The sequence below is a fragment of the Robertmurraya siralis genome (assembly GCF_005502275.1).
In the GTDB taxonomy this organism is placed as follows: domain Bacteria; phylum Bacillota; class Bacilli; order Bacillales; family Cytobacillaceae; genus Robertmurraya; species Robertmurraya siralis.
In genome coordinates this window covers 29030-50291 of sequence record NZ_SWLZ01000021.1, presented here as the reverse complement: position 1 = coordinate 50291, position 21262 = coordinate 29030, and the positions used below count along the sequence as shown (strand labels likewise).

The window sequence follows — 21262 nt, the reverse complement described above, 5'->3', positions numbered from 1 at the left end:
TCACAAAGATTTATTAAAAAAAAGATTATGATTTTACACAATCTGGATTTCTTGGAATTTTCTCAAAAGAAATATCAGTTAAAATTTTAGAGTTTTTTCTGATATGAAAGACGTAATTTTTTGTCCAAATATAGGAAGGAATGGGATCGTCATCTTTAAACATCATTGCTTCAAAATCATCACCAACCAGCTTTTCAAAATCTGCTTGAGTATAGGTTTCAGTATCTGTAGAAAAAGCTCTCCACTCACAAATGATCATTGTCTTCACTCCTTATTTGTTTATCTACATGTAGAATACCATACTATTTAAATAATAGTTTGTGAAATATTGAACAAACTTTGAATTTTTATTATGAAAGCGGATACAAATGGTGATATGGGTTTTGGCGATATTTAATCGATTCATTTCCCTCAAGTAGGATGAATAAAACGAGTAAATAATTATTTTGATATAATATTTATTCGGAAGTTAAACTAAGGAAATAAGGGAGATAATCATATTTTGTTTTATTTGTGCGCTGAAATTTATTATGTAGTACAAAAAAGGAATAATAGAGCTTGTTCTATGTTAGTGTTGATTTTTGCTTTCATACGAAATGAGCCAAATACAATTTCTTTTAAAAAGCGAATAATAAAAAGAACCATCATTTTTATCTATAAATGATTGGTTCTTGTGCTTAGTCTTATACAAATGATCCTTCTTTGTTTTTGTTTTTCGTGTACGCATATCGGCAAAGGCAAAAGGGTTCCTATTCCATTCCGGGTTTCTTTGTCCCTCGCGAGCGATTTTATCACGGTATTTGCGGGCTTTTGATTTTGTCAAAGCAGATCACTCCTTACTTTTGTTAGTACCTAGTATACTAAATTTATAAGAACTACAGCAATGGAAGTTAGAGAAAAATGTTAAAGGGGCAAATTAAAATGAATTTTCATCAATCTCCAAATGTGTATGTGGAACAGGTGCATTTAAAGGTAACAAATAAAGATAGGGCTTTATCATTTTATCAGGAAATTTTAGGTTTACAGGTTTTAAAAGAATCTCGAACAATGGTTGTTTTTACTGTAGATGGAAAGACGCCAATATTGACGATTTTGGAACCTGAGCAGGTTACAGCAAAAGAGGCACGGAGAACAGGTCTATACCATTTTGCTCTGTTACTTCCAACGCGAGCAGATTTGGCGGCTTGCTTAAAGCATTTAATGGAAAGTGGTTATCCTCTACAAGGGGCTTCTGACCATTTGGTAAGTGAAGCGATTTATCTTGCAGATCCAGATGGAAATGGAATTGAAGTTTATGCAGACAGACCATCGGAAAAATGGGAATGGTCGGAGGGAATGGTACAGATGGACACTGCTCCTTTAGATGTGGAGGAGTTATTCCAACAGTGGAATGGAGAAGTTTGGCGGGGACTTCCAAAAGAGACGATAATTGGCCACATTCATTTGCATGTAGCAGATTTGCACGCTGCCCAACAGTTTTATTGTGATGGACTAGGGTTTGATATCGTTACTCGCTATGGTGAACAAGCACTGTTTATTTCTAGCGGAAACTATCATCATCATATCGGCTTAAATACATGGAATGGGAGAGGAGCGCAACCACCTTCAGAAAAGAGTGCAGGTCTCGAGTATTTTACATTGATCTATCCAAATAAGGAAGAGATGATGCAAACAATAAAGCGTCTGAACAATCGTCATGATTCAATTCAGGTTGAAGGGGAGGAAATCAAGTTAATTGATCCGTCAGGAACTAGGCTTGTCCTCACAACAAAGGCTTGATCAAAGAAAGCTCGCATAATCTGACATGAATGTTGTATAATGTCCCGTCTTCTTCGAAAAATAAGGAGTACTAAAGAGGAGGGATACGAATGAAACGAAAAAGCAGAAATAAATATCCATTTATTTTTTTATTTGTCATCCATTCATCTCTCCTGCTATATTCGTTTATAAAAAAGAAAGATCGTAAGACGATAAGTGTATTGCTTATGGCGAATATGGGGATGGCCTATATTTTTGAGTATTTTGTGCTTCACCTATTTCGCGCTTATTGCTACAAGCCGAAAATCTTAAAAAATCACTATTTCGATAATTTTCTCGGAGCCATTTTATCACAAGCCATCTATATTCCGTTTACAGGTGTATTTTTAACGGCATTTAAGCTGAATTGGAAAATAAAGTCGGCATTTATTTTCTATTTTCATCTCGTTGAGCGGCTGTTTTTGAAGCTGAAAATTTATAAGACGAGATGGTGGAATCCGTTTCATACGTCTTCTATGCTACCGATCTTTTTTTTTCTAAGCGATAAATGGTATGAACAATTGCAGCGACGAAATCCGCTTATTCTTTTTATATCTTTATTTTTTGCCATTATGGGGACAGGTACAAATATTATTTACCTTGCCGCATTGACGGGGAATTTCCGCTTTGGAAAGGGAAGAGTACATCGGTTGGAGGAGCATTTTATTTATGCCCCATTATACAGTTTCGTACTTTCTATATTTTCAGCCTGGTCGATTCGCAAAGGTGGATGGATGGGAAAATGGAGAATTTTGATGTTTTCACTAACTGTTGATTCCATTCTTTTTCGTTCAGGGGTGGTCAAGAAGAATTTCTCTATTCCATATTTGAATGTCATTATTCATGTCTTTATGGTTCTTATGTCTACAGTTTACGAACGACTGATTTACAATGGGGTGGAAAAGGAAAATCACTAAACATGAAGGCGTGCTAGTTTGTCTTGATGCTTTGGCGCATTTTCTACTTCATGAAGCGATAGAAAAAGTCCATTCATGGAAACAGAGGACCTTTCAGCATAAGTGAAAGGCTTTGGAAATCTTGGCTTTACACGAGATGTGTCCCAAATTTTATCAACAATGTGATTTAACAGAGACAAAAATAAAAGAGTCGGTGATTTAACTCACTGACTCTTTTTCTGTTTTGCGTTATTCTCCTAAGTAAGCGTTTAGCATCCAAATATGTGTGTCAATTTTTTCAATTAATCCAATAGCTAAGTCGTTAGTATTGACGTCATTTTGCGCTTCAGCTAAGGATGCTAATTCGACTAATTGCTCTTTAATTGCTTTGTAATCAGAAACTAGGGCAGCAACCATTTCGCTTGCCTTTTCTTCATTTCCTGTTTCTGATAATGTTGCGGTTTCTAAGTATTCTTTCATTGTTGCAACAGGTCGTCCACCGATAGCAAGTAAGCGCTCAGCAATTTCATCAACAGTTAAGGCAGCTTCGTTGTATAGCTCTTCAAATTTTTCATGTAGTGTAAAGAATAGGGGCCCTTTTACATACCAGTGGTAGCGGTGAAGCTTTGTGTATAAGATGCTCCAGTTAGAGATTTGTACATTTAAAGCGGTTTGTAAATTCATTTTAACATTCCTCCTATTTCTTTTATATACTAATTATAACAAATACTAAATTAAAATCAATACTTAATTATAATAATTTTTTATTTATAATAATTATAAATAAAAACCCTTAAATGTTTACTTAAGGGTTTTTTTATGGTTGTGTTTTTGGAGATAAAGAAAAATGAAATACATGGCTACAATCGCAATCGCTCCTACGATCGTGATCATGGCAAAATTCTCATCGATGAAGGTTTTTGCTTGCGCACCAAGGAACAGGATGAGTAACGCTTCAGCAAAGAAACGGGCGCCTCTCCCAATAATTGACCATACGACGAGTGTGCGGAGACGAATACGAGAGACACCAGCAAAAATGGTAAAGATTTTATAAGGGACAGGCGTTAATGCCGCCATTAGTATTGCCATCGGGCCATACTTTGTAAAGTAATGTTCAACCTTTTGAACTTTATCCTCTTTGAATAGATAAGTTAACACGGGTCTCCCGAGTTTTTTTCCAATATACCATCCTAATAAGGCCCCTATTACAGAAGTAAGTGTGGTAATAAAGGCGTAAAATAGAACGCTGTCTGGTTTTGCAATCCCCATGGGAATGAGCAAGACGTCAGGTGGAATGGGAAAAAAAGAAGAGTCTGCAAATGAAACGAGTGCGAGCCCCCAGATCCCATATTCCATAAGCCATTCTTCAATTGTATGAATCAATTCTGACATTATTAGGCCCCTTAAGAGTGTTGTATGTTGTAATTGCTAATTAAATAACGGTTTAAATTTCCGCTTCTACTTCTGTCATAACGATGTTTATTTTGCTGAGCCAAACATATATGATTTATGATGATACCGTATACTGAAAATGAGTCCCATCGCAAACATGTTTGCCATAAGGGAGCTACCCCCAGAACTTATGAATGGAAGTGGTATCCCGGTAATTGGTAACACTTGAATGGTCATTCCGATGTTTTGGAAAACATGGAAGGCAATCATACTGATCACACCGACACAAATATACGTATTAAATGGATCGTTCGTGTCAAGTGCTGTCTTAGTCAGGTGATAGATGAGAATGAAAAACAATCCGATCACAAGGCTTGCCCCTGCAAAGCCGTATTCTTCACCAATAACGCTAAAAATGAAATCGGTATGACTCTCTGGAATATAAACAACTCTTTCACCAAAGCCCTTCCCGGTAATTAGCCCTGAGCCAATCGCTTGCAGTGATTTATACAAATGGTAGCCTGCTCCACTTTGGTAACTCTCTGGGTCAAGCCAGGAATAAATCCGATTGTATTGATAGGTATCAATATGTTTTTCCAATAGCTCTGGATAATGGATGACAATATAAAAAACTGCTGCCACGAGAGCGGCTCCTGCTGAAAAAACAGGTAAGAGAATTTTCCATGTCATTCCGGAAATAAGAATCATTCCTACGAAAATTGCAATGATTACTAATGCAGTTCCTAAATCTTGTTCTGCAATAAGAGCGAGTGGTGGCAATGTCGCCAACCCAAGTTTAATAAACAGAATAAAATCGGTTTTAGACGTTTTAAGTGGATTTTTTTCATGATGATCAGCAATCAACTTACTTAATGTAAGAATTAAAAAGATTTTCATGAATTCCGAAGGCTGGATTGAGCCCAATCCAGGTATAACAAACCAGCTTTTTGCCCCGTTTCTAATCGGTGTAAAATCTGAAGGGGGTAACAGGTATAGTACAACTAAAAGTAAAATTCCAAATCCGTATAAATACCAGCTTAGCTTGCGATATTGATAACTATCAAAAAACATCACGATTGCGATAATGATGGCCCCGATAACATAATAAGCAATTTGTCGTAAAAAATAATTTTCAATGTATTGTTCCGTTGTTTGAGCGCTATATATGGCTGCGCAGCTAGTAAGAAAGAACAATAGCAAAATAAAGCTTAATGTCCAGTCAAACTTTTCAGCAACCTTATTCTTTTTATCCATTGTTCCAACACCTAGTCTCTTTTATTCTCCTATACTTCTATGTCTATTCTTTAATATTAACAGAGATAACCTCGAAATAGCCACACGTAATAAGACGTATTTACAGGATGAATGGTTTCTAATTTTTCATAAAAAAACACGAAGAACGGGATCTTCGTGATTTTCCCGCAGGAGTCGCCACCCTCCGCTCCAATCCACTTTCTCTTTTTGAATATATGAAGAAAGAAATTTTTGAGGTGACTTACGATATATAAATCAAATACATCGATTTGTGCAGAATGTCCGTTTCTATCCCCGTGTACGGAAAGGAAATACCCTTCAAAGCTTATACAACGTCCTATTGGGGGAGCTTACATAGAAGAGGCAGAACATCTACGTCACAACGATGAAATCAAATAGATCTACGCGAAACGCAAAGAGACGATTGAACGTGTCTTTGCGGATGCGAAGGAAAAGCAGGGGATGTGATGGACAACCTTACGAGGTCTTAATATGCAGGCGATGCTTACGTTTGCTGCCATGAACGTAGAGAACATGGCCCTTTGGACTTGGCCACCTGCTTTTAGGGGGTGCCAAACGAGTTGATGGGAGCGGAAGGCGCTTGACTCCTGGGGGAATAGCGTGACAGCCGAGACCCCGCACGAGCATCCGCGAGGAGGAGGCTCGGCGCACGCCCCCTGGAAAGCAAGCGTCTGGAGAGGAAATCAACGTTTTTAGCGAATTCCAGTCCAAAAATGATAAAATCCATCGATATGGAGCTCTTTCGATGGATTTTGTCGACAGTTTGTCATGAAGAACGGGATCTTCGTGATTTTTATTGGTCATATGTTAGAGCCGTTGTCGACATTTTATAAGCTAACGCTCGTAAGCAGGGAAATAAATATGCACACTAAAAAGGACTTATAGAGTTAAAGCAGTCTTCATAAGCGTTCAATATGAATTTCAGTACCGCTTTAATAAGGATTTATAATAAATAATTGAGAAACATGGTGGCAATGCCAAAATAAGTGATCAAGGAAAAAATATCATTTAAGGTTGTAATAAGTGGACCTGATGCGATTGCAGGGTCAACCTTTAAACGATAAAGAATTAACGGAATAACTGTACCCGCTAATGTTCCAATAATAAGGGTAAGCAACAGTGAACTGCCGACAACGAGACCGAGTATAAAGTTCCCTTGCCATATGAGGGCGATAACTGAAATGAGAATACCACATGTAATTCCGATAATGACTCCAACACTTAATTCCCTTAAAATAAGCTTTATAATGACTCTTTTATCAATATCATTTGATACGAGCCCTCTGACAACAACGGCCAATGACTGCGTTCCTGTATTTCCGGTCATACCTGAAATCATCGGCATAAAAAAGGCGAGGGCAACCACCTTTTCAAGAGTTTCCTCATAGGAACTGATAATGCTTCCTGAAATGAGACCGATAAATAAAAGAAGAATAAGCCATGGCAGACGCCGATAAGCAGCAACAAACGATTTTGTATCAAAATCAATGGATTTACCGGAAGCAGAAAGCTTTTCGATATCTTCATTTGCTTCGCGGATGACGACGTCAATAATATCATCAACTGTAATAATCCCGATAAGGACATGATCCTTGTCAACGACGGGAATGGCGAGGAAATCGTAGCGTTCAATCAGGCGCGCCACTTCTTCCTGATCGGTATCCTCTAATGCATATATAACGCGCTCATACATGATATCGCGGATTTTTTCCTGCATTTCAGCAATTAATAAATCGCGATAAGACACAACCCCGACAAGCTTCCGGTTTTGGTCGATGACATATAAATAGTTAATCGTCTCGGCAAGCTCTGCAAAAGACTTTAGTTTATCTACCGCTTCCCTGACGGTATAGTAATCGCGAATCCAAACAAAGCGATTGGTCATTAATCGGCCGGCTGTTTCCGGCGGGTAATTCATAATATCCTGAACAATTTGCGATTCTTCTTTTTTCATTCCCGATAGCAGTGATGCGATTTTTTCAGGAGATAAATCTTCAAGAAGAGAGGCGAGGTCGTCATTATCCATCATGTCGAGAACCTTACCAGACTTCTCAATCCCAAGACGATTCAGGATGTCAAGCTGTTCTTCGCTGTTTAGTTCTTGGATTAAATCGGCAAGTACATTAATATTTAAGAAAAATAAAAAGCGTGTTCGATGCTTTTCCGGTAAATCCTCATAAATTTGAGCAATATCGTAAGGTTGAAGTTCATCAATGATTGCTTCGAATTCTTTGCGTTTATTCTCTTTTAATGCCTTGATTACATATAGGGTGATTTGATCTTCTGTCATATTTTGAATCATGAGATCACGCTCCTTTACCGGAAAATGCTGTGTGAAGATAGTACAGGCTCCATCTTTTGATGGGAATTTTGTTTGTTATAGATGCTATCAATACAGAGTGTGCCATCAACTCTCGTGATTATTATAGAAAAAGATAAGTATAATTGATACGATAATTATTTTTTTATTGTCAAGTATTGATGTGGAAATTTATATAGAAGGTAATGCTTTGCTTTTATGATTTAACAAAAGGGGTCTCTCTCCTACTTTCGTGCAAACTTACAGGGTATCTGTCAAGTCGAGTTCAATTAAAAGCACATATATCCATTAAAAACAAACATGTAAAGCGGCTGTGTTATTAGTTGTACCACTAATTAAACACTTAAAACCTTCATTCGGACAATTTTTTAATGATAAGAATGAAAAGGGAATATTTTCACTAAATGAGAATTATGTGGATAAAATAAGATTTTATCCGAAAAGTTTGTTAAAATCTAGTTATATAATTCTAAACCATATAAACAGGACTTCATTGTCTGTTTCGTGCATCAATCATCAGTCTTATCAAAAGGTTCGGAGGTTATTCTTTTGAAAAAACATAACGGCAATCAACGGGAACTTGTATATGTTCATTTGAATGAAACAAAGCATTACGTCCTATCGTATGGGATAGAATTTGAAGAGTTTGCCCGCTCGCTTAAAGACTTCATGAACAATGTCCTCCTTTTAAAGCATCATTTTGATGACGGAGAATTCAATCTACATACGTTATTAGAATACGTTCCTCTTGAGCAAATGGAGAAGCTTATAAAGGATGACGTCTACGGGTATGGAGACTTCTGTTGGGTTGATTTTGAGGAAGAAGATGCACTGAACGAATTGTCGGGTCAGGAATTGGCGGAGCTTCTGTTCCTTGGTCATATGAAGGATGCTTTGCGAACTCCTTTTTATCAGCAATTGCGCAATCGCTTTGTTTATTTAGCTCACGATGATGGTTGGTGGAATAAAGTCTATTATCGAAATATGAAAGATTTCTACCACATGCTTGGAGAAGTGTTAGCAGCGAAAATGACCGATAGTAAACTTGCCAAAAACCTCCTTGGCATTAAAAAGAAAAGGCCATTTCCCCCGATTCATATGGAGTTAATCCTGAATATGAAGATTATGATGAAAGAAGGGATTCTGATCTCTATTCACGATAATGTACAAACAAGAACGGTGATAGAGATTCCTATCTGGGTGCTCGGTGATTTTGATAACATGGATGATATGTACGAGGAGTACGAGAAAATGGCAAAAGGAAAGCCGGATGCAAAGCTTGTATTTGATAAAAAAACACGTGAGTGGAAAATGTACGCAAGCTAGGAGGCGCTGAGGAATGAATGAGGAAAAAGAGAGGTTATGGCTGCCATTCCCTAGAGCGCTGACAAAAGCAACGTTTATTGAAAGAGCGAATCGGTTTATTCTCCACTGTCAATTGCCTGAAAAAGGCGAACTGGCCGTGGTTCACTTGGCTGACCCTGGAAGGTTAAAGGAACTTTTGCTGCCGGGGAAAACGGTGTGGCTTATGGATCATGATAACCCCGCGAGAAAAACGAAGTGGACAGCTATGCTATGTGAAAATGAAACGAATACAAGTTTTGTTTCCATTCATACCGCTCTCCCGAACAAGCTTGTTGAGAATGCGCTTAAAGCGGGAGTATTAAATGAGTTTGCCGGCTGGTTTTATAAAAAATCGGAGTATAAGCTGGGTAATTCTCGCTGGGATTTCTTGCTAGAAAATAAAGAAGGACAAGAGCTTCTTTTAGAGGTTAAAAGTGTAACATTAGCAGAAGGGGAGAAAGGAATGTTTCCAGATGCCGTCACTGCAAGAGGGACGAAGCATGTGCGCGAGCTTGCACAGCTTTCTAAATATTATGAAACGGCAATCCTCTTTATCGTTCAGCGCGACGATCTTTCTTATGTGACTGCTGCGAAACATATCGATCCTAAATTTGCTCAAGCTTTGAACGAAGCGAAGTCTGCTGGAGTGAAGCTTTATGCACGCTGCTGTCACATTACTGTTACTGGGATTGGATTAGGGAGTGCTATTCCGGTTAAGTTGGAATAGTTCGCAATTTGTTAACTTTTCTTGAAGCAAAATAGTGTATAATTTAAGCAACGGAAAATTTCATACTCTCTGAGTGTATTTTCATAGAACAAGATTGAAAATACCTCGTTTACAGTAATAGGTGTCTTTAAGGGAAATAAAGCTTACTCAGATGTCAATTTTGACTCCAGATGTGAAAAGTGCATTTTTCTCTTAGACTTAAAAGGGAAGTTGGTGAAAATCCAACGCGGTCCCGCCACTGTTAATGGGAGCATGCTGCAAATACCACTGTACATCGGTATGGGAAGGAGCAGACTTGCTATGACCATGAGCCAGGAGACCTGCCTATTTCGACTGCACCATAAACCTACGAGGATAGGGAGGTGTTTGGAAGCTATTTGTCACCAATGCTGCAAATCCAACATCTCCATTTCTTTATAATGGAGATGTTTTTTTATGCGATCCATTGGCACGCACAACAGACTACTTAATTTTGGAGGAAAAACAGATGAAGAAATGGTACTCAATTTTATTGCTACTCATGTTATCAATAGGAATTTTAGCAGGTTGCGGACAGTCCGAAAAACCCGCCGAAGAAAACAATGCGGTCGAGGAAACTGAGGGAAGTACGGAAAACGCCAGTGAAGAAGCGTTTCCTGTAACGATTACCGATGCGATTGGTGAAGAGGTTGTAATTGAGTCGAAGCCGGAAAAAATCGTATCGTTAATTCCAAGCAATACGGAAATTGCCTTTGCTCTTGGTCTTGGAAACGAAATTGTCGGGGTTTCTGAGCATGATAATTTTCCTGAAGAAGTATTTGAAAAGGAAATAATCGGCGGTATGGAAATGAATGTTGAGAAGATTATTTCTCTTGCCCCGAATTTAGTCTTGGCCCACGCATCAAATGCTCATAATTCGACGGAAGGTTTGCAGCAATTACGAGATGCAGGCATTACAGTGCTTGTTGTAAATGATGCAGCGACGATTAATGAAATATATGAGTCGATTGAAATGATTGGAACTGCTACAGGTGAACAAGAGAAAGCGGAAGAGATTGTCAATAACATGAAAACGAAGATTGCAGAAATAGAGGAAAAAGCTGCTGAGATCTCCGAACCAAAATCAGTTATTGTTGAAGTTAGCCCTGCTCCAGACATTTTTGTTGTCGGTAAGAATACTTTTATGGATGAGATGCTCACCCTTATTCATGCTGAGAACGGTGCTGGGGATTTAGAAGGCTGGGTGAATTTGGACGAAGAAGCTGTCATTGAACGCAATCCGGACGTTATCATTACAACTTATGGATATTATACAGAAAATGCCGTTGACTTATTGCTTTCAAGAGAGGGTTGGCAGGATGTAGCTGCGGTGAAAAATAAGCAGGTGTATGATGTGCATTCAGATCTTGTAACTCGTTCTGGTCCAAGGCTTGCAGAAGGCCTTGAGGAGCTGGCAAAAGCGATTTACCCAGAAGTATTTGAGTGATCTGCTTAGTTTGGAGAGAAAACCATGAAAAGAATGGGTCAAAGAGCTTTTGCTTATATAATTGCGCTCGCTTTCTTGCTTATTGCCATATTATTAGGTATTTCAATCGGGACAGTTTCTGTTCCGATTGGAAATATCGTACAGATCATCGGTGCTGAAATTTTCCGTTTTATTTCTATTGATCATATTGATCCGATGCAAACGAATATCGTATTAAGTATTCGTTTACCAAGAGTTATTTTGGCAGGACTTGTGGGGGCGGCACTCGCAATTGCGGGGGCGGCCTTTCAAGGTCTTTTGCGGAATCCACTGGCCGATCCCTATACATTAGGAGTCTCTTCGGGTGCTTCGGTAGGTGCTGTTCTCACTTTGTTTTTTCAATTTTCGCTCCCGTTTGTAGGAGCTTTTACTTTACCTTTACTCAGTATCCTTTTTGCTTTTTTAACGATATTTGTAGTATTGGGATTTGCTCGGAAAATTGATAGAGCGATGAAGGTTGAGACGATTATTTTAACGGGAATTATATTCAGTTCTTTTTTAGGGGCATTTATCTCCTTATTAATTGCTTTGACAGGAGATGAACTGCGACAAATCATTGGTTGGCTTCTTGGAAGTGTGTCGATGAGAGGCTGGAGTTATATACAGATTATTCTCCCATTCTTTATTTTAGGCACCATTATTCTTATTGCCAACAGCAAAGAACTCAATGCGATGTCTTTTGGAGAAGAGCGCGCTCAGCATTTAGGTGTGAATGTGCAGAGAAGGAAGATGGTCATTTTAATTGCTGGTTCTATTTTAACTGGTGCAGCGGTAGCAGTTTCGGGGACGATTGGTTTTGTTGGTCTTGTGATTCCTCATTTAACAAGAATGCTGTGGGGACCGGACCACACCCATTTACTCCCGCTATCAATCTTGACAGGGAGCAGTTTTCTCATATTGGCTGATTTGGTCTCACGAACGATCATTTCTCCAATCGAACTCCCGATCGGAGTAATTACCGCGTTAATAGGCGCTCCAGCTTTCGGAATTATTTTGATGAAAAGACGAAGTGGAGAAAGAAGTGGATCAGATGCTTAAGGTTGAACAGCTTTCAGGTGGATATGCAAGAGAACTGATAGTGAAGAATGTCTCATTTCAAGTTGGAGAAGGGGAACTATTTGGAGTGTTAGGGCCAAATGGCAGCGGTAAAACGACTTTGCTGAAAATGATTTCGGGGATATTGCCTTTCCGGCAAGGAAGGATCACGATAAAAGGTCAGTCTATTAAAAGCTATACGATGAAGGAACTAGCAAAGATGATTGCGGTTTTATCCCAGCATTCTTCACAGGCCTTTTCCTATACGGTGAAAGAGACTGTTTCTCTCGGCCGCTACGCCCATCAAGATGGGTGGTTTCGCTCTTGGAGTGTTGAGGATGAACGAATTGTCCAAGAAGCAATGGGACAAACGGGGATTGCCTCTTTCCAGCATAAAAGCATTCAAGACCTTTCCGGGGGTGAGAGACAACGGGTTTTTTTAGCACAAGCCCTCGTTCAGGAGCCTGAAATTCTCCTATTAGATGAACCGACGAATCATCTTGATCTGTCCTACCAAAAGGAACTGCTGGATTTATTAAAAAAATGGACGGGAGAAAAAGGACTGACCGTTGTTTCGATCTTCCATGACCTGAATTTAGCAAGTCTTTATTGTGATCGCCTTTTGCTTCTTGAAAATGGTGGTGTGCATTCAAATGATATTCCGAATGAAGTAGTGAAGGTGGAAAAAATAAAAGAGGTCTACCATACCGATGTTGAAAAGCATCCCCATCCAAGCATTCCAGTACCACAAATGGTATTGTTGCCAAAGTATGGAGCGAATGAAGCAAATGTTGTCATTGAGCCAAGTTATATGCAAATCAATAAGGAGTACATTTCTCTTCAATCTCCGATTCCGTTGCGAACCATGTCATCGGGAGTGGTAGGTTCAGGGTTGGGCTGGCAACATACCTTTGTTAATCGTCATGTTGATAAAAGCTATGATTGCTCCGATCATCGCCAAGAAATGAGGCAATTTTTAAGAGAACGGGGCTTTGAACCGTCGGAGACAATCGGAATGATGACGGCAGTTCATGTTGAGGATGTTGCCTACAAATTGTTAAAGGCAGATGGTTTTTCTGTTCTCGTGATTGTGACGGCAGGAGTTGGCAATGCAGTCGATGCTTCGAAAAGTGTTGAGCACTCTTTTGAACTCATACCTGGAACGATTAATACCTGGATATTCATTAATGGAAAGCTGACGGAGGAGGCTTTTATCCAAAGCGTCATGACGGCTACGGAGGCAAAAGTAAAGGCAATGGAGAATCTGAAGGTAGTGGATATTGTTACGGGCACGATCGCCACTGGAACATCAACGGATAGTATTCTTATAGCAGCAACGCAAACAGGGAAAGAACTAGAGTTCGCCGGAACGATCACTCCACTCGGAAAGCTCATTAGTCAAGGCGTGTTTCAATGTACAACAGAGGCTATTGAAAACAGTCGCAAAAGGAAGCAACAGCTATGATCAATCATTTGATCGCGTTAACAATTGCCGTGGTGATTGACGCAATTGTCGGAGATCCGCCAAAATGGCCCCACCCTGTAAAGTGGATGGGCACTTTTATCTCCTTATTAGAAAAGCGTTTGAATAAAAAGAATTCACTGCGGATAAAAGGTGCCGCAATGGTGCTGTTGATTGTACTCACTGTACTGACGGCAACAGCTAGTATTGTGTGGCTGAGTTATCAAATACATGTGGCCGCAGGGATTTTAGTGGAAAGTCTATTAATTGCGACAACAATTGCTCGAAAGAGCCTGCAGGAAGCTGCTCTTGAAGTATACAAACCGCTGCAAAAAGGTGATTTGCAAGAAGCGCGTTTAAAATTGTCCTATATTGTGGGCAGGGACACAGAGCGGCTTGGTGAAAGCGAATTAGTCAGAGGAACGGTAGAGACCGTGGCGGAAAATACGAGTGATGGGGTTACTGCTCCTTTGTTTTGGGCTCTTATTGGTGGTGCCCCGCTTGCCATGGTGTATCGTGCGATTAACACATGTGATTCCATGGTCGGCTACAAAAATGAACGCTTTCTCCAATTTGGCTGGGCCTCTGCGAAGCTTGATGATCTCGTTAATTGGCTGCCTAGTCGTCTTTCTGGTTGTATGATGTTAATGGCCCACAAACCGTTATTGCTAAAAAGAACGGATGCATGGCGAATATTTCTGCGGGATGCAAGAAAACATCCCAGTCCGAACAGCGGGTGGCTTGAGGCAGCGGTGGCAGTTCTTCTGGGAGTTCAACTAGGTGGAGTGAATTATTATAAGGGACTGGTTTCCAACCGGGCTCGAATGGGTGAGGCTTACACACCGTTGGAAAAGTCTCATATCCTGCTGACAAATCGCATTTTAACAAGTACAACTATATTATTTATCCTTCTGCTCTGGATTGGAGGAATTGCAATTGAATTGGCCAGCACATGGAGCAAATCCGCGTTATATTTATAAAGCTATGAATCTGCCCCTTCCGGAGAAAATCGTTGATTTGAGCGCGAATATTAATCCGTTAGGACCACCGCAAATTTTAAAAGAAATTTGGTCTGATTTGTTTTCGGACATTGCTGAGTACCCCGATCCGGAAGCAGCTTCTTTGAGGGGGATGATTGCCTCTAAGGAAGGGCTAGAGGAAGAAATGGTTATGGTTGCAAACGGTGGGGCAGAGCTTATTGCATTGTTAGGGAGATTATTTGCGCGCAAAAAGATCCTCATTATCCAGCCAACCTTTTCTGAATATGAACAGGCCTGCCGGGCTAATCATTGCGACATTGTCTACCACTTTTTAGACGAGAACTGGCAGTATTCATTGAACGAGCTGCCATTAAATGAAGTTGAGGCTGTCTTTTTATGTAATCCTAATAATCCTACAGGCGTTTGTTTTTCGTTTGAGCAAATGCTGTCATTAGCCAAACGATGTAAAGAGCATGAAGCTTATTTAGTAATAGATGAAGCGTTTTATGATTTTTGCAAAAGCTACCGCTCCCTTGTTCCAATCTTGCAGCACTATGCCAATGTCATTCTTCTTCGTTCAATGACGAAAATGTTTGCGATTCCCAGTTTGAGGCTGGGATACATATTGGCAGATGAGCGTGTAATCGCTAGTCTTAAAAACTATAAATCCCATTGGAGTGTTAATGGCATTGCCATTCGTGCGGGGGAGGCATGCCTCAAAGAAGAAGTGTTTATTGAGGAGACACGCGATTATATCGAGAATGAAAGAGAGAGACTTTTTGCTTTTTTCCACAAGGAAGGATATGAGTTCTCTCCGTCGCAAACGAATTTTTACCTTTTGAGATGGCCTGATATCGAATCGCAGCTGCCACTGTTTGTGTATTTATTGCGACAGGGGATCGTTCTTCGGCATACGATGAATTTTCCTGGAATAGAGGATCATTGGCTCCGGGTTGCCATTAAGAGCAAAGCGGAAAACAACCAGTTACTTGCGGCATTAAAGGGATGGAGAAAATGATATTTATTACAGGTGGAGTTAGAAGTGGAAAAAGTTCTTTTGCAGAGCAGCTCGCAAAGGAAAAGGCACAGAAACTAGGTGGAGCACTTCATTATCTTGCGACTGGAGTAGCAAGTGATCAGGAAATGGCAAAGAGAATAGCAAGGCATCAGCGGGAAAGAGAAGAGAGTGAATGGTCGTGGAGAACATGGGAACAGTCGACAGGGATTGAAGCGGTGGCCGAGTCTTTCACTAGTAAAGATATTGTTCTTCTTGATTGTGTTACGACGCTGTTAAACAATGAATTGTTTTCTCAACAAAATTGGAATCCGCAAGTATTGACGAAATTGCTGCATGGAATAGAAAGTGTCCAAGCCTGCTGTGCTGAGCTGATTTTAGTGAGCAATGAAGTATTGTGGGAAGGAATTAACCATGAGAATAAGCTTGTTTTGGAATATAGTAGAATAATAGGGAATTTACATCAAGTCCTTGTTGCCCGGTCTGAAAAGGCTTATTTAGTGGAAGCTGGAATTCCTATTGTAATGAAGGAGGAAATGGCATGAAAGGTGTGATGATTCAAGGTACGGCTTCAGATGTAGGAAAGAGTCTCGTTGTGACGGCTCTCTGCCGTCTCTTTGCCCTCGAAGGAGTAAAGGTTGCTCCTTTTAAGTCTCAAAATATGTCCAATAATTCATATGTGACAGTGGATGGCAAAGAAATTGGACGGGCGCAGGGAATTCAAGCAGAGGCGGCAAAAACGGAAGCGACCGTATGGATGAATCCCATCTTGCTTAAGCCAAGATCGGATATGCAGTCAGAGGTTGTCTTGCTAGGAAAAGCGGTACAAACTTTATCGGGAAAAGGGTATCGTTCTCATTTTTACGATGAAGGGATAAAAGTTATTAAAAAGTCTCTCGGGCATTTAGCAGAAGGCTTTGATGTAGTGGTCATTGAAGGAGCGGGGAGTCCGGCTGAAATCAATTTAAAGGATCGGGAAATTGTCAATATGAAAGTGGCTGAGCTTGCTGATGTCCCGGTTATCCTCGTTGCAGACATTGATCGAGGTGGAGTATTTGCGAATGTGGTTGGAACGTTGGAACTGCTTGATCCAGACGAGCGAAAGAGAGTAAGAGGGGTTTTTATCAATAAATTCCGTGGAGATATGAGCCTTTTTGAGGATGGAGTAAAGTGGTTAGAAGACAGAACAGGAGTGCCGGTTTTAGGGGTATTGCCATATGTTCACAATCACATGATTGACGGGGAGGATTCTTTGTCGATTCAAACCAATCGAAATGGGAATGGCGATATCGATATTGCTGTTATCCACTTGCCTTTCATCTCTAACTACAGTGATATTGAGCCGTTTTATGATGAAGAGGACGTGAGTGTGCGCTTTATTAAGAATCTATCCCATTTTGGTCAGCCTGATGCGGTTATCATTCCAGGAACGAAAAGCACAATCAACGATTTAACGTATTTGCTGGAGTCAGGACTAGCTGGGCGTTTGAATGAATATGTAGAAAATGGCGGTCGCATTGTTGGCTTATGCGGCGGATATCAAATGCTAGGTCAAGAAATTGTTGATGTGGCAGGTTCTGATACAGGTGTTATTGGCAATCGTTTAAAGGGGCTTCAGATGATTCCGAGTACAACGGTGTTTACAGCTGACAAAAAAACAGTGCGCTTCAAAGGGAAGTACGCCCCAACTATAAAAGTGAAAGGCAGTCGGCCGATTGAAGGCTATGAAATTCATCTTGGCGTAACTGAATCGCTCGAGAAGGGGAGACCCTTTTTAATTTTAGAGGATGGAAAAGAAGAGGGCTACTACAGTGAAGATGGAAAAACAATCGGAACGTATGTCCATCATCTCTTTCACAATGATGAGTTTAGAAATTTTTGGTTAAATGAAATTCGGCGAAGTAAGCAGCTTCCAACAAGGAATATACTATATCGCCAGGACTTAAAAGAATCGAAATATGATGAACTAGCTCTCACGCTAAAAAAATATATGGATTGGGATAAAATTAAAAGAATCGTAAGCGGTTGGGGGACAGAAGGGTGAAATTTGTAAGAGGCTTTTTATTGAATCTGCAATTTTTCACTGCGATACCGATTCGCACCGCCCTTCCCCTCGATCATCAGCATTTGCAAAGTAGTATTAAAACATTTCCGCTTGTCGGTTTACTGCAGGGGATTGTTTATAGTGCGTTATTATATTTTTTAACCAATTATTCACCGCTTTCGCTTTTAGCGAGCGCATTTCTGCTCTGGCTTGCGGTCATAGTGATGACTGGTGGCATCCATCTAGATGGGTGGATGGATGCCAGTGATGCGTTCTTTTCCTATCAGGATCAGGCCAAGCGATTAGAGATTATGAAGGACCCGAGAACAGGTGCTTTTGGCGTTTTATCGGTTTTCGTTTTATTAAGCAGTCGATTTTTATTTATTTATGAGATTCTAGCTTCAATGACGTATGCCAGTTATTTTTTGCTCATGCTGATCCCGTTTCTTGGGAAAAGTGTAATGGGCATTGTGCTGGTGACGATCCCTTCAGCTAAAAAGGATGGTTTGGCTGCTCTTTTTCAGGAAGCGGGAAATAGTCGATCATTAGCTGGATATCCGTTGTATCTTATCGTAATTGCCACCATTTTTATTAGTGGTTGGAGCGGGATTATGCTTCCGCTCATAATCCTCGTTAGCGTTGCCATTCTTTGCTATTATTTGATTCGTGTCAAAGTGGTGAAATGGTTCGGAGGCATTACGGGGGACGTGCTTGGGGCCTCAGTGGAAGGGACTGAAATCATGTTATGGATGGCACTGTGGTTATTACATTATTTCGTCATGGTTTAACGGAGGGAAATAGAAGGAAGCAATATATGGGCTGGAATGATTCACCTCTAAGCATGGAGGCAATTGCACAGCTTTCTTCCTATCAACTAGATGTGCAAGCCTATGATTTGTATGTGAGCAGCGACTTAAATCGTTGTTTACACACAATGAAGCTTTTATTTTCTACAGTTGAGCCGAAAACAGTTATGGAATTCAGAGAAATGCATTTTGGCGATTTTCAAGGAAAGACCTATGAACAATTAAAGGATGACATAAGCTATCAAAAATGGCTTGAGAACCCGGTTATCCATGCCCCGCCAAATGGAGAATCTTTTGAGCAATTTGCCAATCGAGTTGACGCAGGCTGGGAGCGAATCTGCCGATATTTGCATGAGGAAAATGGAGCGCGTCCCTTTATCGTTACCCATGGTGGAGTAATCAAATATTTATTAAATCGATTGGCACCGGTGCACAAGCCATTTTGGGATTGGAGCATTGTCCATGGCACTGGCTATGAGCTGTTATTTGATGTGGAGCAGTTAAGGAGGGGAAACCGATGCATTTCGTTACGGGAGGTGCCTTTAATGGAAAAGCAAAATGGGTAAAAGCTCGATTCCCGGAGGCAAAATGGATTTCTGCTTATAAGGGTGAACCGTTTATTCAAAATGTTCATGTTGCCCATGTTGTTTTAGAGGGATTGGAGCAGTGGGTGAAGGAAAGCTCGGACACGCGTGAAGAGTGGTTGAGTCAATTTGCAATATGGCATAGGTGGGAGCAAGAAGATGCATCCCGTAGAGTAATTTTCATTGGAACAGATATTTCAAAAGGAATTGTTCCAATGGAAAGGGCGGAGCGCGATTGGCGTGATCGAACAGGCTGGATTTATCAAGATTTAGTTGGTCTTTGTGAGCAGGTCGATGTGATTTGGTATGGCATAAACCAAACGATTAAGGAGGATTCAAAATGAGACTGTACACTAAAACGGGTGACAAAGGACAAACAAGCATTATTGGCGGCAGAGTTGATAAAGATGATATTCGTGTTGAAGCGTATGGAACAGTAGATGAGGTGAATTGCTTTGTCGGTCAGGCTGTAACCGAATTGGATGCAACCTTGTTTAAGGATGTTCTTTTGGATCTTGAAAAGATTCAGCATGAGTTGTTTGATTGTGGCGGCGACTTAGCAAATATTACGAAAAAACGCGAACCAAAACTAACGGAAGAAGCAATTGCTTATTTAGAAGAAAAAATTGATGAACTTATTGCTGAAGCACCTGAATTAGAGCGCTTTATCCTGCCAGGTGGAGCTAAGGCATCTGCGACCATTCATATTGCCAGAACGGTTACAAGAAGAGCTGAGCGATTAGTGGTTAGTTTAATAAAAGCGGATGATACTGCGCCTACAGTCTGTCTCCAATATTTAAATCGGCTCTCCGACTACTTCTTTGCCTTAGCACGTGTCATTAATTTCCGTTTGAATGTCAAGGACGTTGAATATGTAAGAAGTGCGAATGTGTTTAGAGGAGGGAAGCGCAAAGATGAACGGAAGGAAAATTAGTCTCCTTGCTGTTTTTATTGGCCTTTCTGTTGTTGGTGCGAGTATAAAAATTCCAGCGATCATTGGAAGTGTAGCGTTAGATGCATTTCCGGCTTTACTTGCAGCTGTCTTTTTTGGCGGTGCTCCAGGAGCAATTGTGGCTGCCTTTGGTCATTTTGTTTCTGCACTTTTAGGCGGAATGCCTATGGGTCCCCTGCACTTCATTGTAGCAGTAGAAATGGGAGTTCTGGCATTTAGTTTTGCGTATTTGTGGAAAAGAAAGTGGCTGGCAAGCGTTTTCTTTGTTTTCGGAAACGCGGTTCTTGCCCCACTTCCGTTTATTTATTTCTATGGCTTGGCCTTCTATAGTGCCCTGTTACCTTCTTTATTGATTGGTTCGTTAGTGAATACTGTTGTTGCTCTTCTTTTAATTCCAAGATTACATTCTTTTTTTAAGGGTGTGTATGATAAAGGGGCGGTAAAGGGATGAGAAATGCCCTTGTCATTCCCATCGGTGAACAAGATTCCCTCGTAATCACAACAGATAATAGTGGTGGAATTGGCATGAAGGGACATGATCTTGTAAAGGTAGCCTACGACATAGTTGGCTATTTTTCTTTTCGAGTAGCAGTAATGGAGTGTTTAGCGGCGGGAGCCAAACCTTTTGCTGTGGCCATTCACAATTTTTGCGGTGAAGACGAGTGGGAGGAATTAGTTGTTGGGGTGGAAAAAGGTTTGTCAGAGTTAGGGATAAGGGACATACAAATTACAGGGAGCACGGAAAGCAATTTTCCACTTATGCAGTCAGCCGTTGGATTGAATGTTATTGGCATGGCAACAGAAATAAATAGATTACCAGAGTCGTCTGAAGTTGCTCTTATTGGTTTGCCGTTAGTAGGAAATGAAGTAATGGAATTTGCCGATCAAGTGGCACCACTATCGCTTTTTTATCAGCTTAGTTTAAGAGAGGACGTTACTGTATGGCCAATTGGTTCGAAAGGGATAGCCTATGAACTGGAGAAGCTAAATTTCGTCAAAACATCTGATGGGATTGACTTTTTTAAATCAGGAGGTCCGGCGACTAGCTTTTTATTAATGTATCCGAAAGAAAAAGAGAGTGAGCTTGTTAGTATTGCAGGGCAGTATTTTCATTTTTTAAAGTAAGGAG

General features: G+C 40.4%; 23 protein-coding genes, 1 pseudogene and 1 riboswitch. Of the genes and pseudogenes, 18 read left to right on the top strand and 6 right to left on the bottom strand.

All coding sequences use genetic code 11. The features are described from left to right. Positions 1 to 25: 25 nt before the first annotated feature. Both FCJ93_RS19155 and FCJ93_RS19150 read right to left on the bottom strand, forming a co-directional pair. On the bottom strand, positions 26 to 259 hold the full coding sequence (locus FCJ93_RS19155) for a hypothetical protein (protein WP_137744411.1): 234 nt from the start codon (positions 257 to 259) through the stop codon (positions 26 to 28). Positions 260 to 568: 309 nt separating this feature from the next. Then, positions 569 to 823, bottom strand: coding sequence for a hypothetical protein (locus tag FCJ93_RS19150; RefSeq protein ID WP_137744410.1), 255 nt, complete (start codon positions 821 to 823; stop codon positions 569 to 571). A gap of 98 nt (positions 824 to 921) precedes the next feature. On the opposite strand from FCJ93_RS19150, the gene FCJ93_RS19145 reads away from it, so the two are divergent. Together FCJ93_RS19145 and FCJ93_RS19140 are read left to right on the top strand one after the other, a co-directional pair. Next, complete coding sequence (locus FCJ93_RS19145) at positions 922 to 1779, top strand: VOC family protein (protein ID WP_137744409.1); 858 nt, start codon at positions 922 to 924, stop codon at positions 1777 to 1779. Positions 1780 to 1868: 89 nt separating this feature from the next. Beyond that, positions 1869 to 2714: a hypothetical protein gene (locus FCJ93_RS19140; RefSeq protein WP_137744408.1), complete on the top strand. Its 846-nt coding sequence runs from the start codon at positions 1869 to 1871 to the stop codon at positions 2712 to 2714. A gap of 228 nt (positions 2715 to 2942) precedes the next feature. Here FCJ93_RS19140 and FCJ93_RS19135 read toward each other — a convergent pair whose 3' ends face one another. The 3 genes from FCJ93_RS19135 to FCJ93_RS19125 form a co-directional block, all read right to left on the bottom strand. After that, positions 2943 to 3377, bottom strand: a complete 435-nt coding sequence (locus FCJ93_RS19135; protein WP_095311694.1) for a Dps family protein — start codon at positions 3375 to 3377, stop codon at positions 2943 to 2945. Positions 3378 to 3494: 117 nt separating this feature from the next. Beyond that, on the bottom strand, positions 3495 to 4085 hold the full coding sequence (locus FCJ93_RS19130; RefSeq protein ID WP_095311696.1) for a YqaA family protein: 591 nt from the start codon (positions 4083 to 4085) through the stop codon (positions 3495 to 3497). An 87-nt stretch (positions 4086 to 4172) separates the two neighbouring features. Beyond that, complete coding sequence (locus FCJ93_RS19125) at positions 4173 to 5339, bottom strand: FtsW/RodA/SpoVE family cell cycle protein (protein ID WP_095311698.1); 1167 nt, start codon at positions 5337 to 5339, stop codon at positions 4173 to 4175. A gap of 249 nt (positions 5340 to 5588) precedes the next feature. Between FCJ93_RS19125 and FCJ93_RS19120 the strand changes: the two are divergent. Next, a pseudogene (locus FCJ93_RS19120) lies at positions 5589 to 5924 on the top strand (transposase); the annotation flags it as partial. A gap of 379 nt (positions 5925 to 6303) precedes the next feature. On the opposite strand, the gene mgtE reads toward FCJ93_RS19120, so the two are convergent. After that, complete coding sequence (mgtE, locus tag FCJ93_RS19115) at positions 6304 to 7662, bottom strand: magnesium transporter (RefSeq protein ID WP_095311711.1); 1359 nt, start codon at positions 7660 to 7662, stop codon at positions 6304 to 6306. Between the two features lie 567 nt (positions 7663 to 8229). Between mgtE and FCJ93_RS19110 the strand changes: the two genes are divergently transcribed. From FCJ93_RS19110 to FCJ93_RS19040, 15 genes are all read left to right on the top strand, one after another. Further along, the gene (locus tag FCJ93_RS19110) at positions 8230 to 9006 is read left to right on the top strand and encodes a hypothetical protein (protein WP_095311713.1); all 777 of its coding nucleotides are present in this window, start codon (positions 8230 to 8232) and stop codon (positions 9004 to 9006) included. A 13-nt stretch (positions 9007 to 9019) separates the two neighbouring features. Further along, a complete protein-coding gene (sfsA, locus tag FCJ93_RS19105; RefSeq protein ID WP_095311715.1) occupies positions 9020 to 9751 on the top strand; it encodes a DNA/RNA nuclease SfsA in 732 nt (243 codons plus the stop codon). A 160-nt stretch (positions 9752 to 9911) separates the two neighbouring features. Continuing rightward, positions 9912 to 10093: riboswitch (cobalamin riboswitch) on the top strand. 145 nt (positions 10094 to 10238) lie between these two features. Continuing rightward, complete coding sequence (locus FCJ93_RS19100) at positions 10239 to 11216, top strand: ABC transporter substrate-binding protein (RefSeq protein ID WP_137744407.1); 978 nt, start codon at positions 10239 to 10241, stop codon at positions 11214 to 11216. 24 nt (positions 11217 to 11240) lie between these two features. Next, on the top strand, positions 11241 to 12293 hold the full coding sequence (locus FCJ93_RS19095) for a FecCD family ABC transporter permease (RefSeq protein WP_095311720.1): 1053 nt from the start codon (positions 11241 to 11243) through the stop codon (positions 12291 to 12293). Further along, entirely contained in the window at positions 12286 to 13755 is a 1470-nt protein-coding gene (locus FCJ93_RS19090) for an adenosylcobinamide amidohydrolase (RefSeq protein ID WP_137744445.1), read from the top strand. The genes FCJ93_RS19095 and FCJ93_RS19090 overlap by 8 nt, the downstream gene beginning before the upstream one ends. After that, the gene (cbiB, locus tag FCJ93_RS19085; RefSeq protein WP_095311724.1) at positions 13752 to 14732 is read left to right on the top strand and encodes an adenosylcobinamide-phosphate synthase CbiB; all 981 of its coding nucleotides are present in this window, start codon (positions 13752 to 13754) and stop codon (positions 14730 to 14732) included. Before FCJ93_RS19090 ends, cbiB begins: the two co-directional genes overlap by 4 nt. Beyond that, complete coding sequence (gene cobD / locus FCJ93_RS19080; RefSeq protein ID WP_137744406.1) at positions 14689 to 15750, top strand: threonine-phosphate decarboxylase CobD; 1062 nt, start codon at positions 14689 to 14691, stop codon at positions 15748 to 15750. The genes cbiB and cobD overlap by 44 nt, the downstream gene beginning before the upstream one ends. Beyond that, the gene (locus FCJ93_RS19075; protein ID WP_235879542.1) at positions 15747 to 16292 is read left to right on the top strand and encodes a bifunctional adenosylcobinamide kinase/adenosylcobinamide-phosphate guanylyltransferase; all 546 of its coding nucleotides are present in this window, start codon (positions 15747 to 15749) and stop codon (positions 16290 to 16292) included. Before cobD ends, FCJ93_RS19075 begins: the two co-directional genes overlap by 4 nt. Beyond that, complete coding sequence (locus FCJ93_RS19070) at positions 16289 to 17791, top strand: cobyric acid synthase (RefSeq protein WP_137744405.1); 1503 nt, start codon at positions 16289 to 16291, stop codon at positions 17789 to 17791. The genes FCJ93_RS19075 and FCJ93_RS19070 overlap by 4 nt, the downstream gene beginning before the upstream one ends. Further along, the gene (gene cobS / locus FCJ93_RS19065) at positions 17788 to 18579 is read left to right on the top strand and encodes an adenosylcobinamide-GDP ribazoletransferase (RefSeq protein ID WP_095311733.1); all 792 of its coding nucleotides are present in this window, start codon (positions 17788 to 17790) and stop codon (positions 18577 to 18579) included. The genes FCJ93_RS19070 and cobS overlap by 4 nt, the downstream gene beginning before the upstream one ends. 26 nt (positions 18580 to 18605) lie before the next feature. Further along, positions 18606 to 19163: a histidine phosphatase family protein gene (locus FCJ93_RS19060; RefSeq protein WP_235879541.1), complete on the top strand. Its 558-nt coding sequence runs from the start codon at positions 18606 to 18608 to the stop codon at positions 19161 to 19163. Further along, positions 19115 to 19525, top strand: a complete 411-nt coding sequence (locus FCJ93_RS19055; protein WP_095311737.1) for a bifunctional adenosylcobinamide kinase/adenosylcobinamide-phosphate guanylyltransferase — start codon at positions 19115 to 19117, stop codon at positions 19523 to 19525. The genes FCJ93_RS19060 and FCJ93_RS19055 overlap by 49 nt, the downstream gene beginning before the upstream one ends. Next, on the top strand, positions 19522 to 20115 hold the full coding sequence (locus FCJ93_RS19050; RefSeq protein ID WP_137744404.1) for a cob(I)yrinic acid a,c-diamide adenosyltransferase: 594 nt from the start codon (positions 19522 to 19524) through the stop codon (positions 20113 to 20115). Before FCJ93_RS19055 ends, FCJ93_RS19050 begins: the two co-directional genes overlap by 4 nt. Next, positions 20096 to 20584 carry an ECF transporter S component gene (locus tag FCJ93_RS19045; RefSeq protein WP_095311741.1) on the top strand — a complete coding sequence of 163 codons (489 nt, stop codon included), beginning with the start codon at positions 20096 to 20098 and terminating at the stop codon, positions 20582 to 20584. Before FCJ93_RS19050 ends, FCJ93_RS19045 begins: the two co-directional genes overlap by 20 nt. Next, positions 20581 to 21258, top strand: coding sequence for an AIR synthase related protein (locus FCJ93_RS19040; RefSeq protein ID WP_095311743.1), 678 nt, complete (start codon positions 20581 to 20583; stop codon positions 21256 to 21258). The genes FCJ93_RS19045 and FCJ93_RS19040 overlap by 4 nt, the downstream gene beginning before the upstream one ends. The last annotated feature ends 4 nt before the right edge of the window (positions 21259 to 21262 follow it).